Here is a 16,695-nt window from a genome sequence, read left to right as displayed (position 1 = left end):
AATACCCCTTTTACAATTCTTATTTCTTCCGAAAAATAACCTCACACAGTATTCCCACTCCAACACCAATTGTATAAGCCACTACATCACTCCACAAAAAACCGTATCCCAACACGAGTCCCCCCAAAGTCGTTGCACGAATGCTATTTATCCATTCCGCATGATACAATTGGCTCGCTTCAATCCCGTAGCAAAACATTAAACTAATAAAAGCCAACTTCTTCGTCTCTGTTTTAGGAAACAAAAATCCAAAGCCAGTGAAAATCATTAATGCCCATAATGCATCACCTAAATAATCATTTAATAGATGTGGTAGTGCAAAAGCAAACTTTCTTGAGCTAAGACCTAAAATAATAACAACTATAGTAAATAGTGCATATACTACTCTATTTCGTTTCGTATTCATTTTAAAGTCTCCTAATATGTAATGTAAAACTGTAAATAGCTAGTAAAACAAAGTTATTTTACTAGCTATTTATTGATTGCTTTTATGATAAGAAAATGTGGATTCATATTTAAATAATGATATGATTTTTCGCTTACTTCTTTCATTTTTTCAATTGCCTTCGGTTCCACTATCTCTTCTAATACAAAATAATTTGTAGTTTCATTTAGTATGTCTTGTAATGATCTTCTAAAAAACTTGACTTCAATAGTAATATTCGGTTTAACCCAAGTATCTATTAATAACTGTTTTTCAAAATAATTTTCACATGGAAACTTTGTGAAATCCATAAAAGGATGATGAATAGAATAAATAAGTTCTCCACCTGGCTTCAATACACGACGAAATTCTTGAAATACTTGATTCCAATTTTCTATATAATGAAGAGTTAATGAACTTACAATCACATCATACGTATTATCTTCAAATGGCAATGTTTCTTGCAGATCATGACAAAGGAACGTCGCTTCTTCTCCTATATTTTCTTTTGCTGCTTTTACCATTTCAGGACTTACATCAATTGCTGTAACATTTGCTCCTCTTCCTATGAATTGAGAAGTATACCATCCAGCTGCACATCCAGCATCTAATATCTTTTTTCCTTCTAGTTCCTTTGGAATAAGCTCCATCATCGCCGGTCTTTCATAATAACTGTTATATGGATTTGCGAAATCTAGATTTTCTTTATATGTACTCGCTAATTTATCATACGTATCTTTAATCGAATCTTTCATTACACACACTCCTAATACATATTAATCCATTAACTCCTGCTGCTTTTTCTTTGAAAATGATTGTAGTACTAAATCATACGACCAATCAATCATTTTATTAATTTGCCCCTGCTCTATACCCTTATGAATATAAACGGTATTCCAATGTTTTTTATTCATATGATACCCTGGAATAATTGTTTCTGGATAATCTTCTCTTATTCTTAATGCGACTTCTGGATTACACTTCAATGTAATCGCAGCCTTTTCACCTTCTTCATGATTTACTATCGCAAATATTTTATTATTAAGCCTCATACATGTTGCACTCCAGCCATCTGGAGAATCTTCTGTCGCTTTTCTTTTCGATAAACAGTACACTCTTGTTGCATTCATTTTAATTGGCACCTCTTATTCTTTCCCTGTTTGATTACGATGCATCACAATTTGCTTCGTTGCTTGAAATTGCTGCTCACCGTAAAACTTTATTAGCTTCTCTCCGCAAAATAGACTAACAATATCAATATGAGATATTTCTCGAAGTAATATTGTAAGCATTTTCTCTCCAATACCTTTATTTCTTACATTCTCATGTACGACAACATCTTCAATGTATGCTCGAAAAACACCATCAGAAACGACTCTAGCAAATCCAACTAATTCATTTTCTTCCCATACTCCAATGGCTATACTATTCTTTAACATTTTTTCAATATCGACTTCTTTTCTTTCTGGCCACCAACCGACAGAATCATAAAGCTTCTTAATTTTTTCTGCACAGATTGGTTGTTCTTGTTGCAATTTATACGTGTACATATGCTTTCTCCTATCAATCAGTATACATAATATTATTATAATCTCTTTTCAAAAAAGTGCTGACTATGACCTTTTGGATGATCTTCAACGATACCATACTCTCGGTAACCGTGCTTTTTATAAAATTCTGGTGCTTGAAAACTAAATGAATCTAGCAATATTAATCTGCACCCTTTTTCCTTCGCAATTTCTTCAATTTTATGTAAAAGTTGGCTCCCCCAACCGTCATGACGAACTGATTTATCAACCCATAAAAAGTCGATATGAAGATGATAAAAATACATCGTACCTGTTACACCACCAAATATTTTTCCTTCTTCATTTTTTACTACGAGACTTACTTCTTCCATCGGCTGTTTTACTTCATCTGTTAAGATGGACATATTATATTGAATGACTTTATTTTTAATGTATTCTCCTTCAATACGTGTACCGTTCTCTATATGTTTCATATACATTGCTTCCTTTCAACTTAGTAAGCTACATTTTATTTTTCCCCTTTAAAATACTAATCAAAACGAATCCACCATATGTAACAAAGCATGAAAAGCCAATTATCCCTGGTACAGAGACATAGCCTACCCTTATGTAACTTATAACTGCAAAACAAGCGATAGACAATAAAATAGATGACCAAAATATAACAGCTATTTTTCTTCGCCCTCGTTTCGATGTACTTTCTTTCTCTTCAGAAACACGTGTGCCAAAAAGCAATACAATACAAATAAGAATTGCTGCAAAGTAAATTGTATCTAATGACAAATTGTGATCATATAGTGCGATTCCAACTTCAAGAGCAATAATCGTTAAAATTAAAATAATGATTGTTGAAGTCTTTAAGTTTCTTTTCAATCGCTCACTTCTAGCATGCTTTCACTATATTCTTTGTATATGTACTTTAAAACTACTGCAAAAGCTTCATCTACCTCTTTATTTCCACGGCGATTCGGTAAATCTTTTCCCCCAATCACATAAAGAAGTGGAAATTCGTTAAACATTCCTATAATACCAATATTTATTGTAGCTGTGAGTAATCCACCTGTCATGTGAGCTATATGATAATATGGAATTTCTTCATACTCTCCTTGCTGTCTTACCATGCCGCTAATAATTGGTTCCCATAATTCTGGTTCTGATTTATAACCTTGAAAGGTTTGTATGAAAAGGGCAAGAACTTCACTTAATTCTCCAACATTTTTCTCATCTCTAGCATTCTCTTGTATATGAATTTTTGAAAAGTACGTTTGTGCGTACATTTTCACAGCATCCCATCCACCACAGTGCATTACAACTGACTGTGCAACGTAACTATCATGACAAGCAATCATTACCTCTACCGCTTGACTAAGTGTTAAAGAAGTTCTTCCTTGTAAATGCGGATATAACTGCGCACTATCTTCATGTGGATTAAATTTAATGTAATGAAGTATATCATTCCAATTATGTTTATTTTCCTTCACCATTTGCGTTACTACAAATCCAATGACTAATTTTGCTGCTGATGCTAACGGAATATTTAATTCACTATTATACGAAGCAACTATACGATTATTTTTTGTAGAATAAATTGCCATTCCCACATAATTAGATTGTACCTCTTTTATTTTATTTATAACAGTTTCCATTTCTATCCCTCTTTTTATATCGTTATATTAACTTCTAATATTTCAACATTGAATGTAAAAAACCTTTTCATTAGCTATTAAAATAAGAAAAAGGTAGCATGAATTTTTTCTTGCTACCGAAAAATATTTATTCTTCTATAGAATTTTCAGGACCGTTAAGTTCCAGCTGATAAAAAGCTAAATCTAGCCATTTATTAAACTTATAACCAGCTTTTTTTATTGTTCCTGCATGAACAAATCCATAGTTTTGATGCAAGGCAATACTTTTCTCATTCTCTGCATCAATTCCAGCAATTAAGGTCATATACTCTCTTTCCTTTGCAATTTTGATTAATTCCTTCATTAATGAAGACCCAATGCCATTTTTTCTATATGCCTTATCTACATACACAGAATGTTCAACTGAATATTTATAAGCAGGCCACGTTCTAAATGGGCCGAATGTCGCAAATCCTACTACTTTATTATCTAATTCATATACGAAAATTGGATACCCTTCAGCCTTTTTTTGTTCATACCAATCTATTCTATTTTCAAGGGTTACAGGTTTATACGCATATACAGCTGTTGTATAAAGTATCGCATCGTTATAAATATCTAAAATGTATGCTAAATCTTTTTTCGTTGCTTCCCTTATCATTGTTTTCTTCCTTTCATCATGTTCACCTTATATCACTATCTTTTCAATAGTTTTATTTTATCGAAATTTCCGATTTTTATCTACATACGAATACTAGCTTTTCGGAAACCGTCAAATATATTTATTGCAGCAGATAATGTGTAAATTACAATTCCACCGCCAACTAACCACGTTTTAAATCCCTCTGGGGAAATAGTAAATGCATTTGCCAAATACGTAATAAACCCTGCGTTAAATACATGTGGATTTACTACAATTACAATGAATACTATCGTCCCAGCTACTTGAAGAATAGCATTCCCAATCGCCAATCTTTGCGTCCATTGTCCCTGCACTAATTTATAAAGGGATATACATATTTCAAAAACGATCATAATTACAACGATTGGCCAGTACTGCAATAAAACATCTTGATTAAAAGTTGGCGAGACAAACTTCAGTCCATTTGCCGTACCGTTATATACGCCAACAAGATGATTCGCATAAAAGTAAAGTGTAGCCCAAACTGCTGTCCACATTAAACCTCCAAAAACTTCAAACTTCGAGATTGCTTTTTTCTTTGGGATATACGAGATGTTTTTCAAATCATCTGGTGTCCATTTTTTTAAACTTGTCGTCAACGGCTCGATACCTTTGTCTGTATCTGTTCTTTCTAAAATAACAAACACAAGTGTCAACCAGAAAAATACATGGAGGCCCACTTCAAAAATTTCCCCAATGCCTTTACCTATCAATTGAAAAATAACATTTAATACTGCTTGATCACCACTATAGCCTATAAAATTTTCTGCAATCATTGATATGAGTGCAATGACAGCTGCGATTGGTATAATCATTTTTAACAACGTTGTATATACATCAAAATAACGTGGTCCAATTAAATGCATCGGTCTATCCAAATAACCATTAGCCAATGAAACCGGACTCCCCAATTTTTCGAGAACGCTCTTTACATCTTTCTCATTATAATCTTCAGGTAACATATCATCTATAATTGACCTTAGTTCAAGTGTAATATCTTCACGATTTTTTTCAGGTAATCTCTTCGCAACCTCTTGGATATAGAGATCAATTAAATTCATTCTCTTCCTCCTTTAATAAGTTATAAAGTTCTTTCGAATCCTTTATCCATTCTTTTTTCAACTGCAAAAATATTTCTAATCCATAATCACTTAAAACATAATACTTACGAGGTCTACTCTCCGTTTTATCCCAATTACTCGTCACTAATTCCTGCTTTTCTAATCGGCGAAGTAGTGGATATAAAGTACTTTGATCAATTGTAACCCCTGATTGCTCCAATAACTGGACAAGTGAATATCCGTACTGAGGCGTTCTTAATTGACTTAAAACAGCTAACGTTAATGTCCCTCTTCTTAACTCAGTAATTAACGAATTTAATAAAGTATCCATTCACTCACCTCATTTCCATTACTATATGTCATACAGTATGTGTTTTATACTATGTATCGTACAGTATTAATGTGACAAAAACTATAATTTTTTACCAAAAACAGATAATGAACAGCGCAAATTATATGATTTGTGCTTTTTTAGCTAAGTTATATATAACACTCTATAAGATAACAACCTTAACTACTAATTTTGAAGTTGCAGTAATGCTATATTAAGTTACAAATATCGTATACATATGATGTGAACATAACATCTCACTATAGGAAGCTATAAAAACAGTGAATTACCATGCTTGAATGATTCCCGTTTTCAGCACCTAATCAACGTTATTTCCTTCATAAACTTCATCTTGTTCAAAATCTCTATTTTTGTTTGGTTTATTAGAGAAAAATAAAAAAACAATTAAATTAGGTTAATTGTTTTTCAAATACAAAATCTTTATTTTTTTAAATAACCTATGATATTCGAAAAGACAAATTCTCCAAATGCAAGTGGTATATAAATAAACCATAACTTTAATATTGCCTTTGTTTCTTTGTGATCAGAATCCCCCATTAAAACCAACCCTATCCTTTATTTTCAAATATTTTGATTTTAATTCCAATAATAAGAAGATTATACCATTTACAAGTTTAATAGTCTATGTTTTCTAAAAATTAAATAAACATATCCCCTCAATATTCAGATAAACATAATAACTTTTTTACGTTTCATCTTCAAATTCAATAATGAGTCCTGTTAGAACCGCTACATTACCAATCGATTGGATCCCGTGACCAATAAAATCCATCTTAAATTCTTCCCACTTTAATTTATGTAATGATATAATAACACTAAATTTTCAACACGTGCTTAATAGATTGGGGACTTATAATGGATAAACCTCTCACTGCATTACAAACTATTATTATACATATGAATACAACTGAGCATTGGCATAATTTTATTTGTTACTGTCAGCATCGCGAAGCGGGACTTCGAAAATTAGCTTTTAAACATTTAGAGACATTTATTACAAATGCAAAGAAATGGGAATCAAAAGATCAAGAAGAGTTTGCCATTTCGCTGTTTACTATTTTAGATGTATTAAACGAAAAAGATGAGGTCTTAACTTTCTCGCTAAATAGTTTTCTAATTGACATTCTATATAGATGGACAGAAAACAACCCATTTGATTCAAGACCTTTTAGATGGATAGGAATTTATATGGACTCTAGCAATAAAGAAGACGATTTAGAAAAATCCCTTCGAAAAGCGATTGAATTAGGTGGTGATACCGAACAAGAAGCCATGATATACCTAGTTTCTAATTACATCAATACTTTAGAATTTGGTACACATGAATTCCCTTCAGATTATTGCGGAGATTTAAGTGAATGTATAGAAAAACTTCTCTATATGCTTCAATTAATTGATAGAATTCAGAATAAGAACATAAAGGAGCAAAACATTGGGCAAATACAAGAACAACTACACCTTATTCTAGATTGGTTAAAACATACACAAATTCCAGTAGATGCCGTTCGTGTACGGGAAAAAGAACAAACTAAGGAATTAGAAAAGGTCATTGTATATTATTTACACAACAGCTCAAGTCGTTAATTCATCGTGTACAGAGATAATAAAGTTGTTTAAAAAACGCCAGTCATGTTATTCAACAATCGGGCTATATAACGGAATAAATCCTTGTAAAAATTAAAAATATTTGAAATAATCGTCATTAAGTTGAAGTAGAGCGATTGCAGAAAAAGGTGATACGACTTTTTCTTACTTAATAATTGCACGATAGTTAAAAAATTCAACTAATTATATTCCGAAAGGGTGTGTGTAGTATCTTATCAACTAATGTTTTTACTTATAAATCTAAGGATGGAAAAACAATAATAATTAGAGAAGCTAAAGAACGGGATGCAGAAAGAATACTAGATTCTGCTTCAAAAGCTTTAATAAACGCTCCATACATGCTAAGTACGGTTGAGGATGTAAAAAAGGTGCGTATCGATGCTATTCAAAAAACGTTAAAAGCTTATCATGAAAATCCAAATTATGTACAGTTTATTGCTGAAGTTGATGGTAAGTTAGTCGGTGCAATAGATTTTAAGAACGGAAACAAAGAAAAAATTAGTCATCAAGGGGCTTTTGCGATGACCATACTACCCGAATATCGAAATTATGGTATTGGAAGAGCTCTTCTAGAAACGTTAATCAATTGGGCTAAAAATAACAGTAAGATTGAAAAAGTTTGTCTTGAGGTAATGGAAGATAATCTAGGTGCAATCCAGTTATATAAGAATCTAGGCTTCTTTGAAGAGGGTAGAAAAGCAAAGGGTGTAAAATTGGATGGTAGCTATCAAGATTTAATATTAATGGCTTTATTCGTTTAAAATTGAACATTAATTTCAATATAAAAAGAGGGTCTTCATAGTCATCTCCCTGTTAAGTAGACAGTAATAGAAACCCTCTTTTTATATTTATCCCACATTAGCTTGCAGTAAAACTCCCCACTGATTATAGTTTCACTTTATTTTAATCCTTTAATTAAAGGTGACGCTTCCCCACTATGGAAAATCCATAGGTCATGAAGTGATCTCGTACATCCAACATATAGTAACTTTGCATCATGTTTTGTGTCTTTGTAATGTTCTTCATCCACATCAATTAAAAGCACCGCATCAAATTCTAAACCTTTCGCTAAATAGACAGGTACTACTGATATACCACCTTCATATTTACTTTGGTTTGCTTCAATTACGTTTACCGTTAATCCTGCATTTGTTAATTCCACATATATATCACGGCATTCATCTTCTGTTCTTCCGATTACCGCAATTGTTTTCACATCTGCATTTTGCAAATGTTTTACCGTCTTCACAATTTCAGTAAATTGATTTTCCGCATGAATTACTTTCACATCTTCTCCACTGCGGAAGACTGGTGTTGCGAGTCCTACTGGGATTTCTGCATTTTTAATTATTTCATTTGCAAATTCAATAATTTCTTTTGTAGAACGATAACTTCTTGTCAATTCATAATAACCGGTTTCTTGGAATACTTCCTTAAAAGCATTCCAATCTTCAATTCCTTGGTAATCATAAATCGCTTGCGATAAATCACCTAATATAGTGAAAGAATTACCTAATGTAATTTCTTTTAATACATAAACTTGGAAAGGCGAAAAATCTTGCGCTTCATCAATAACAACGTGATGAAACTTCTGCCCGATTTCAATCCCTGTTATACGATGATGTATGTATATTAAAGCTGGTAAATCTTCTACATACACTTCTTTTTTACGACAACTCTTTTCTGTTTCTTTAACAAGTTCTTCAGGTAATACCTCGAGTATTTCTTTACTTTTTACTATTGAACTATACAGTGAAAGAGCACTCATTTTCGGCCAAAACTTCATATATGCGTTCAGTCTCTTAGTCGCTTCTTTTTTAAGTAATTTTTTCTCGTTTGTTTCCCCGAATTTTTTAAGTTCAATTTCAATCCAGCGCTTCATTCGTCCTACTAATCGTTCTCTTCTTTTCTGTAAAGGATAATGTTTATATTCAACTTGCATCCATTTTTTAATATCTTCTACTGGAATAATCGCTCTATCCCACGCCTCAAAATCTTTTGTCGGAACTAACTCATTTTCAAATTGGATCATTCTCTCTTCAATAAACGTCTTAAATTCCAACGTACCCTTTAATTTACCTAGCATTATCTTCTTTTCATCACGATTAATTGAAAATGCTTCTTTCAATTTTTCTTCTGTCTGCTTTAGTTTCACTGAATCATCTAACGTACGTAATGCCCAATCCAGAAACGTTGTTTGACTAATATTCCCTACACCTAATTCAGGAAGTACACTCGAAATGTAGTCTAAAAACAGACTATTCGGCGCAAATACGATCATTCTTTCTGCTTCTAGTTGTTCACGATATTCATAAATTAAAAAAGCAAGGCGATGTAAAGCAATTGTTGTCTTTCCGCTCCCTGCAACCCCTTGAATAAGTAATGGTAAATTTCTTTCCGCTCGAATAATATCATTTTGTTCCGATTGAATCGTTGAAACAATATCCTTTAGCTTATTATCTTTATTCTCACCTAATCGATATAGAAGAAAATCATCGGCATGCGATACATCTTCATTTCCTTTTACATATGTATCAACAACACGTTCAAGTTCTCTTTTTCGAATGGAAATGTTTCGTTTTAAATACACATCACCTTCTACTAAGCCATCTGGTGATTGATAAAATGCTAATTCTTCTCCACCGGTAAATGAATAAAACATACTTGCGACAGGCGCCCGCCAATCAATAATGATTGGCTTCATCGTGTCCATATCCGAAACCCCTACTTTTCCGATATAAATCGGCATAACTTCTTCTTTTCCATCTTCCTGAAAATCTAACCTTCCAAAGTACGGCTCTTGCACACCAATACGTAAGTTTTGTCTATTAGACTCCCTCATACTTTCAAGAATTTGCTCTTTAAAATCTTCTCCATAATAAACCGGGGTTTTTTCAAGCTTATCCAATTGCTCATCCATCGTATGTAAAGTATCCTTCATTTTTTGTAACTCATCTTCAAATATGTTGCTCATTTCGACGATTCCCTCCTGTCCGTTCTAATTTTTCAGTCGAAGTATCATTGTATTAAAAACCCAATCATAAAGTCAATAGTTTTCGTTTAAATTTTCCGAAAAAACTTACTTTTCATCTTTCTAATTTAAAAAGAATATGCAACATCAAAATCACACAAATACACATATAGTATAGTGATGCATACAAAAGATACTACTTTCTATTTGTCTCCTATTTAATTTATCTATTAACAAATATTGTAAAAATCAAAGACTTTAATCAATGGGCGTTTTACTGCCCACAAATAGTAGAATAAATAAAAGTAAAGGAGGCTCTTCGAATGAATATTTTTAACATTTTGAATCCATCTCAAGATTAAATATGCTTTTATCTGGCTGTATCCTTATGGTTTGTTGGTCAATTATGTATGTTGAAATATATAGACTTACAAAATCCGTCTGGCCATGTGTTATCATGCATGCGATCGAGGATGCTGTTTCTACTGTTTTAGTTACAATAACAGGGATTATTACTCTTACAAACAGTAGTGATTTTTGGTTAAATCCTACTAGCGGGGTCGCTGCTACTGTTTTATTTCTCGGAATTGGAATCGTACTAAGAACTATAAGAATAGAAAGAGAACGACAATTATTCACACAATAAAAAGCAGATAATGAATTCGTCATTATCTGCTTTCCAATTTTTAAAACTACCTTATTATATTTTTTGATACATAAGCCAGTCACCAGAGTCTATCACTTTCTTTAACATCTTTTTATTCTGAGCGATATACACATATGCCTCAATTTCCCTATCAGCAACATATACTGTTTGCGTGATTCGATCATATAAATCAGTCTCCGCATTACCTATATATTCTTCTAGTTCATCTAACTTACACAATATCTCATCATTTACTACATAAACTTCTCCATACACCTGTTCTTCAATCGAATAAGTCATGGCCGGATATCCTTCGTTCGTATCAAATAATTTTCCATATGTCCAAGCTCTGTCTGCGATGCATGTTGCACCTAGCATATAATGAGCATTCGTTTGTCCTCTTCTTAACGTGCCATAAACGAAAACATGATACATAAATTCTTATCCCCTTTATATGCCTCTACTTTCTTATTTGTAAATAAGCACGAATCATAAAGTAACTCACTTCATTCGGAAGCTGTTCTTTAATAGATTTCAGACCACCATCTGCATTTTGAACGGCAGTTTCAATAAGAGATTCATACTCTGCTGGAACAAAGCTTTGCCAATCTACTTCCATTCCATCCTCATAGCAGCGAATTAAATGGTTTTCGATTGTTTGTCTTGATAAGTTACGTTCTTTTGCAATCTCATTCAAATCAATACCTTGTTTATACATTTCATACGTTTCTAAATGAGAATTTGCGGACGCTTTTCCTGACTTTTTACGCTCTGAAACTACTTCTGTCTTAATCGTTTCAGCATAATTTGGATTTTCCTCAATAAAATGCTGAACTGCTTGTAAAAAGCGCGAGCCATATTTCACAAGTTTGTGTTCTCCGATACCTTTTACCGTCAACAATTCGGAATCACTTTGCGGCATTTTCACACACATATCTTTTAATGTTTGGTCAGAAAAAATAACGAACGGAGGTACACCTTCTCCTTGTGCAATTTCTTTACGTACTTCACGAAGCACTTCAAATAAAGGATGGTCTTGAACAATTTGTCTTGTCTCTACTCGTTCTTTTCGTAAAACATTCTCTTTACCAAGTAATACTTCTTTCCCTTTTTCAGTTACTTTTAACGTCGGATAAGTGCCATGTTCAACTGCAATTAACTCGTCTGAAATTAAAAACTCAATAAACTCACTGACCTCTTTTACACTACGGTTCGATAAAAGCCCATACGTTGGTAAAGTATGAAAATTAAATTCAATAACTTTCTTATTTTTCGACCCAGTTAATACTTGCGCTATCATTTGCTTTCCAAAGCGTTGGTTGGTTCTAATCATGCATGATAAAACCATTTGTGATTCCCTTGTCACATCGATGCTCTCGCGATTGTCTGTACAATTACCACAGCGTCCACAATCTTCTTTCGGTTCTTCTCCAAAGTATTGCAAAATGAATGATTGTAAACATTGTTCTGTATGACAGTAATCGGTCATATTTTGCAATTTTTCAAGTTCATTTGAAAAACGTGATTCTCCAGTTGATTGATCAATTAAAAAACGCTGTACTTGTACATCTTGAGAAGAATATAACAATATACATGTACTATCTAATCCGTCACGACCAGCACGTCCTGCTTCTTGATAGTAACTTTCCATATTTTTTGGAAGCTGATAATGAATTACGTAACGAATATTCGATTTATCAATCCCCATCCCGAATGCAGATGTTGCTACCATTACACTTACTTCATCTCGTAAAAAGAGTTCTTGTTGCTCATTTCTATCACTATCACTCATACCAGCATGATATTTTGATACAGAAACACCTGCCTTCATCAAATCTTCATATAACTGATCGACTACTTTTCTAGTAGCTGCATATATAATCCCAGATTCCTTTTGATTTTGACGAATATAATCCGCCAAATATGCATTTCGATCTTGCCCTTTAATGACAGAAAACGATAAATTCTCACGCTCAAACGTTGTCATAATTGTATTTTCTTGATTAATTTCAAGTGTGTTACAAATATCATCACGTACTTGCGGTGTTGCTGTTGCTGTTAATGCTAATATGAGCGGTTTTTCTGGAAGATAATCTAATATGCGATGTATATGTAAATAACTTGGACGGAAATCATGTCCCCACTGTGAAATACAATGTGCTTCATCAATCGCAATCATAGGGATTTTCATATCGATAAGTTGGTCAACAAACTCCATCGAATCAAGACGCTCAGGCGCCACATAAAGTAACTTGTAATGTCCTTGTTTCGCTAATTGAATTCGCTGATTTGCTTCTGCAATAGATATAGAACTATTAATATATGTAGCTGAAATGCCATTCTGTACCAATGTATCTACTTGATCCTTCATAAGTGATATTAAAGGTGATATAACCAACGTCGTTCCTTCAAATACTAATGCCGGAATTTGATAACAAATCGACTTACCGCCACCCGTTGGCATAATACAAACCGTATCTTTCCCATCTAGTACATTTTTAATTGTTTCATCTTGTCCTCTTCGAAACGAAGAATAACCAAAGTAGGACGCTAAAAGTTCTTGTGCTTTAGTAAACAAAAAAGAGTCACCCGCTTTTCTTTATCTTTCATCTACTTCTATTATATCAATCACTTATGCGACTTGAAAGGGATGATTAGATGCTTATTGTTTTTTCATTATTCTATGTTTCTTCACTTATTTAATATGAATTAGCATCATTATTTTATATGTTTTACAACATTTATAACGTAAATCCAGTACACAAGAAGAAAGAGTTTCAATTTAAATGTTCATTTTATTTCCCTTTCTTGAATACTACTAATCGTATACATATAAATTCAGGAGGTTACTATATGAAACATCGTAATACGAGGTCCATCACGGCAAAAACGAAAACAAAACAACTCCAATTCTCTAATAATGATGCGTGGAAATATGAATCATACTATAAGTATCAGCCATTATTCTCTTATAAAAAGCTTTTTAATTTTCTTTCTCAACTTTTTAAACGTTAATATATGCGCAAAAAATATATTATTCACAGAAGTTTTCTCAATATTAAACATATAGACTTACTACAATTGAGTTGTTAACATATATAATAATCTGTTGGATAAACCCCTTAAGTTGACCTGCTTATATTAGCAGGTCTTTTTCATAATTACATACTTCTATGCACCTCAATCTCACTTCCAAATCTTTTCTCCATTTTATAACCATATTTAACTCCCAACAATTAATGATAATCATAAATTGTTAGGAGTTAAATTGTTCACATATAATTATGCAATTCTTCTTTCTCAATACACAAAACACATTTTACTTGTTACTATAAAAGTACTCCAGATGAGTTTTTTGCTCATCGACATTATCTAGTTATTGGGGCCTGCCGCGGGAAGCAGGTCCCTTTGACTGTATGAAGGTCCCAATTTTATTTGGACACATTTACCAGGTTTTTTCAAAAGAATTTTATGATAACATTACGTAGTCGAGTCCGACATCTCGGCAATACCCTTTTGAGGGTCTGTAACTTCCCTTGCAGACCCTCTTTTGCTTTATATTCAAATTATTCATATATATCACAACATCATTCATTGAATTTCTCCATTTCAAATTCCCTAAAAATAATCTAGGACACGGAACTAAAAATAAATCTTCATCATACTTTGAGTTATACATGTTCAAAGGAGTGTTACTATTTATGTATTCTTATTGGCAATCGTATTACTCCCCCTACCATAACCCTTATGTAAACTATGATTTATCCGTACGGAACTACCGAATTAGTAAAAATGAGAATTTTTTAAAAGGATATATGCGTTCTTTATGGGAACAACACGTCGCTTGGACGAGATTGGCTATTATAAGTATAGTATTTAATTTACCAGATGTTAACGTTACTGTTGGACGACTTCTACAAAACGCAACACATATGGGACTATCACTTGAACCATTTTACGGTGAAGATGCAGTAAAAAAATATAGTGCATTAATTAAAGATCACTTAGTAATTGCAGCGGATCTTGTTAAAGCCGCAAAAGCTGGTAATCAAAATGCAGCGGCCGCTATAGAGAAAAAATGGTACGCTAATGGTGACGCAATTATTGAATTTCTTAACAGTATCAACCCATATATAGATAAAGAAGAATTTAGAAAAATGTTTTATGAACATTTAGCACTAACGAAAGCAGAAGCACTTGCCTTCCTAAATAAAGATTATGAAGCAGGAGTAAAACTTTACGATAAAATTGAAAAAGAAGCATTAGAAATGGCTGACATGATAACAAACGCAATCGTAAAACAATTCCCGCAAGTATTTCAATAAAGTGAAACTTTAATCAGTGAGGGGTTTGTTCATCCCCCACTGATTATCACCTCTCACCAATCGGCTTATTTAGTTTTCTCTCCATGATATTTCACCTCTCCTCTTTACATTTAGCTTATATCGATATATTTTATTAATATCCGTTTTTTATAGGAGGAAATAGTTTGATTAACGCGATTGGTCTCGTTTTTATACTTACAAATAAACACGAGAAAAAAAAGAAAGTTTACTTAAATGAAAAATTTGCACTAATAGATATTATTGATTCTAAAGAAGTATTTGATGATGAAGGGAATCCTTTAGTAGAACTAACATGTAAATACAGTATATATTTAGATGAAAAATATTACTGTAAATCTCTCGATGATTATACCGGACAAGTCTTTCCTTTCTTAAGTGCAAAAATAGGAAAAGGTCTTCTAAGAAACTTAAACTACTACTTTTCTTACGTTGATGCCTATGATAAGAAACCACCAGTTAAAGAAATAAGACCACTTATGAAACAAGTAACTAACAGATAGCCAAAAATACCAAAAAAAGAAAGCATCTAACCCTGGATGTTTTCTTTTTTATTAAAAACTCATTAACTTTCATCCTCTTCTAAAAGTATGTATCCAAGCATATTTTAAATTAAAAACATTGGAGGATTAGAGTGAATGAAATACTCAGAAACAATTATAAGCAAACGACTTCGAATACTTAAAATGACGGGTATGTTTTTCATGCTAGTGTTAATAGCATGGATTGGCTATACAAAATTACTTTATGAAAACGGCTTTCTTCAAGAAAAAAAGAATTCAGTAGAAGTAATGAACACTAGCATTACAGGAGAAATAGAGCAGCTTTTTCATATAAACTTGCAAGGCTATCGAAAAACAAGCCTTGATGCTGTTATAGAAGCCAGTAAAACCGATCCAAGTGAACTATCCTTAATTGAACTAGTCAACAAATCCTGCTCGCGAGATTGCATAGGTGAACCAGTTACATATGTAAACTCAAACAATGGATATATCTTTTATAAGGAATCTAATGGAACTAATGTAGCTATAACGGTTAAAAAGAAAGACACATGGGTAATTGTAAAGAAATCTGTTCAAGATGGAATATAATCACCCCAAAAAAGAGTACGCATCGTACTCTTTTTTATTATTAATACCCTTCCTCTTCATGCCTACAATGGCATTTCGCTTTTGTTTTACAATGACATTTTTCACACTCACACTTCGGTTTCTCTTTGCAACAACACTCGTGAAAATCATTGCGCTTACATCTACATCTCCCAAACATTAAATCATCCCAAAATTTATTACAATCTTGAAAATGTCCACAATGACAAGTATTTCTCATAAATATGCTTCCTCCTTGATAGAATTCATCATATTCTATGTTTGAAAGTATACAAAGGCTTGTTTATTAGTCTATTTTCTCCATATTATAAGTAGAGTTAAAAGATTAAATAAAAATAAAAACCGTCA

The 16,695-nt window shown here is 32.6% G+C and carries 20 protein-coding genes and 2 pseudogenes; 7 read left to right on the top strand and 15 right to left on the bottom strand.

All coding sequences use genetic code 11. From position 1 onward, the window contains the following. Positions 1-19 precede the first annotated feature (19 nt). From ACTFR8_RS00790 to ACTFR8_RS00740, 11 genes and pseudogenes are all read right to left on the bottom strand, one after another. Entirely contained in the window at positions 20-406 is a 387-nt protein-coding gene (locus ACTFR8_RS00790; protein ID WP_044584536.1) for a DUF2809 domain-containing protein, read from the bottom strand. A gap of 65 nt (positions 407-471) precedes the next feature. Beyond that, positions 472-1,179 (bottom strand): class I SAM-dependent methyltransferase, encoded by a 708-nt coding sequence (locus ACTFR8_RS00785; RefSeq protein WP_000655256.1) that lies wholly within the window; start codon positions 1,177-1,179, stop codon positions 472-474. Between the two features lie 21 nt (positions 1,180-1,200). Then, positions 1,201-1,554 (bottom strand): MmcQ/YjbR family DNA-binding protein, encoded by a 354-nt coding sequence (locus tag ACTFR8_RS00780; protein ID WP_044584537.1) that lies wholly within the window; start codon positions 1,552-1,554, stop codon positions 1,201-1,203. A gap of 15 nt (positions 1,555-1,569) precedes the next feature. Further along, positions 1,570-1,974 carry a GNAT family N-acetyltransferase gene (locus ACTFR8_RS00775; RefSeq protein ID WP_000288969.1) on the bottom strand — a complete coding sequence of 135 codons (405 nt, stop codon included), beginning with the start codon at positions 1,972-1,974 and terminating at the stop codon, positions 1,570-1,572. Between the two features lie 35 nt (positions 1,975-2,009). After that, the gene (locus ACTFR8_RS00770) at positions 2,010-2,426 is read right to left on the bottom strand and encodes a GNAT family N-acetyltransferase (protein WP_000680413.1); all 417 of its coding nucleotides are present in this window, start codon (positions 2,424-2,426) and stop codon (positions 2,010-2,012) included. Between the two features lie 28 nt (positions 2,427-2,454). Continuing rightward, complete coding sequence (locus ACTFR8_RS00765) at positions 2,455-2,826, bottom strand: hypothetical protein (RefSeq protein ID WP_000827994.1); 372 nt, start codon at positions 2,824-2,826, stop codon at positions 2,455-2,457. Further along, a complete protein-coding gene (locus ACTFR8_RS00760) occupies positions 2,823-3,599 on the bottom strand; it encodes a serine hydrolase (RefSeq protein ID WP_252209580.1) in 777 nt (258 codons plus the stop codon). The genes ACTFR8_RS00765 and ACTFR8_RS00760 overlap by 4 nt, the downstream gene beginning before the upstream one ends. A 127-nt stretch (positions 3,600-3,726) precedes the next feature. Beyond that, positions 3,727-4,239 (bottom strand): GNAT family N-acetyltransferase, encoded by a 513-nt coding sequence (locus ACTFR8_RS00755; RefSeq protein WP_044584538.1) that lies wholly within the window; start codon positions 4,237-4,239, stop codon positions 3,727-3,729. Positions 4,240-4,319: 80 nt separating this feature from the next. Beyond that, complete coding sequence (locus ACTFR8_RS00750) at positions 4,320-5,321, bottom strand: HAAS signaling domain-containing protein (RefSeq protein WP_044584539.1); 1,002 nt, start codon at positions 5,319-5,321, stop codon at positions 4,320-4,322. Then, positions 5,308-5,652 (bottom strand): PadR family transcriptional regulator, encoded by a 345-nt coding sequence (locus ACTFR8_RS00745; RefSeq protein WP_000380300.1) that lies wholly within the window; start codon positions 5,650-5,652, stop codon positions 5,308-5,310. The genes ACTFR8_RS00750 and ACTFR8_RS00745 overlap by 14 nt, the downstream gene beginning before the upstream one ends. 709 nt (positions 5,653-6,361) lie before the next feature. After that, positions 6,362-6,436, bottom strand: a pseudogene (locus ACTFR8_RS00740) (DUF6944 family repetitive protein); the annotation flags it as partial. Between the two features lie 92 nt (positions 6,437-6,528). Between ACTFR8_RS00740 and ACTFR8_RS00735 the strand changes: the two are divergent. Both ACTFR8_RS00735 and ACTFR8_RS00730 read left to right on the top strand, forming a co-directional pair. Next, on the top strand, positions 6,529-7,257 hold the full coding sequence (locus ACTFR8_RS00735; protein WP_252209581.1) for a hypothetical protein: 729 nt from the start codon (positions 6,529-6,531) through the stop codon (positions 7,255-7,257). Between the two features lie 221 nt (positions 7,258-7,478). Beyond that, a complete protein-coding gene (locus ACTFR8_RS00730; protein WP_000337114.1) occupies positions 7,479-8,039 on the top strand; it encodes a GNAT family N-acetyltransferase in 561 nt (186 codons plus the stop codon). 137 nt (positions 8,040-8,176) lie between these two features. Here the strand turns inward: ACTFR8_RS00730 and ACTFR8_RS00725 are convergent, their stop codons facing one another. Next, positions 8,177-10,252, bottom strand: coding sequence for a HelD family protein (locus ACTFR8_RS00725; protein WP_000065177.1), 2,076 nt, complete (start codon positions 10,250-10,252; stop codon positions 8,177-8,179). Positions 10,253-10,586: 334 nt separating this feature from the next. On the opposite strand from ACTFR8_RS00725, the pseudogene ACTFR8_RS00720 reads away from it, so the two are divergent. Next, positions 10,587-10,895 (top strand): annotated as a pseudogene (locus ACTFR8_RS00720) (CPBP family intramembrane glutamate endopeptidase); the annotation flags it as partial. Between the two features lie 54 nt (positions 10,896-10,949). Here ACTFR8_RS00720 and ACTFR8_RS00715 read toward each other — a convergent pair. Beyond that, positions 10,950-11,330 carry a gamma-glutamylcyclotransferase family protein gene (locus tag ACTFR8_RS00715; protein WP_044584541.1) on the bottom strand — a complete coding sequence of 127 codons (381 nt, stop codon included), beginning with the start codon at positions 11,328-11,330 and terminating at the stop codon, positions 10,950-10,952. Between the two features lie 25 nt (positions 11,331-11,355). Beyond that, positions 11,356-13,473 (bottom strand): DNA helicase RecQ, encoded by a 2,118-nt coding sequence (gene recQ / locus ACTFR8_RS00710; RefSeq protein ID WP_044584542.1) that lies wholly within the window; start codon positions 13,471-13,473, stop codon positions 11,356-11,358. A 275-nt stretch (positions 13,474-13,748) separates the two neighbouring features. Here recQ and ACTFR8_RS00705 point away from each other — a divergent pair, with 275 nt between their 5' ends. The 4 genes from ACTFR8_RS00705 to ACTFR8_RS00690 all read left to right on the top strand — a co-directional run bounded on the left by ACTFR8_RS00705 (position 13,749) and on the right by ACTFR8_RS00690 (position 16,329). After that, complete coding sequence (locus ACTFR8_RS00705) at positions 13,749-13,910, top strand: hypothetical protein (protein WP_000682746.1); 162 nt, start codon at positions 13,749-13,751, stop codon at positions 13,908-13,910. Positions 13,911-14,596: 686 nt separating this feature from the next. Next, complete coding sequence (locus ACTFR8_RS00700; protein WP_000287727.1) at positions 14,597-15,220, top strand: hypothetical protein; 624 nt, start codon at positions 14,597-14,599, stop codon at positions 15,218-15,220. Between the two features lie 164 nt (positions 15,221-15,384). Further along, positions 15,385-15,741, top strand: coding sequence for a hypothetical protein (locus ACTFR8_RS00695; RefSeq protein ID WP_000606231.1), 357 nt, complete (start codon positions 15,385-15,387; stop codon positions 15,739-15,741). A gap of 135 nt (positions 15,742-15,876) precedes the next feature. Beyond that, positions 15,877-16,329 (top strand): hypothetical protein, encoded by a 453-nt coding sequence (locus tag ACTFR8_RS00690; protein ID WP_000877572.1) that lies wholly within the window; start codon positions 15,877-15,879, stop codon positions 16,327-16,329. On the opposite strand, the gene ACTFR8_RS00685 is transcribed toward ACTFR8_RS00690, so the two are convergent. Continuing rightward, a complete protein-coding gene (locus tag ACTFR8_RS00685; protein ID WP_000503012.1) occupies positions 16,330-16,503 on the bottom strand; it encodes a hypothetical protein in 174 nt (57 codons plus the stop codon). Positions 16,504-16,695: the final 192 nt, after the last annotated feature.

It is taken from the genome of Bacillus cereus group sp. MYBK15-3 (genome assembly GCF_051916765.1).
In the GTDB taxonomy this organism is placed as follows: Bacteria; Bacillota; Bacilli; order Bacillales; family Bacillaceae_G; genus Bacillus_A; species Bacillus_A cereus.
This window is presented reverse-complemented; position numbering and strand designations above follow the sequence as displayed.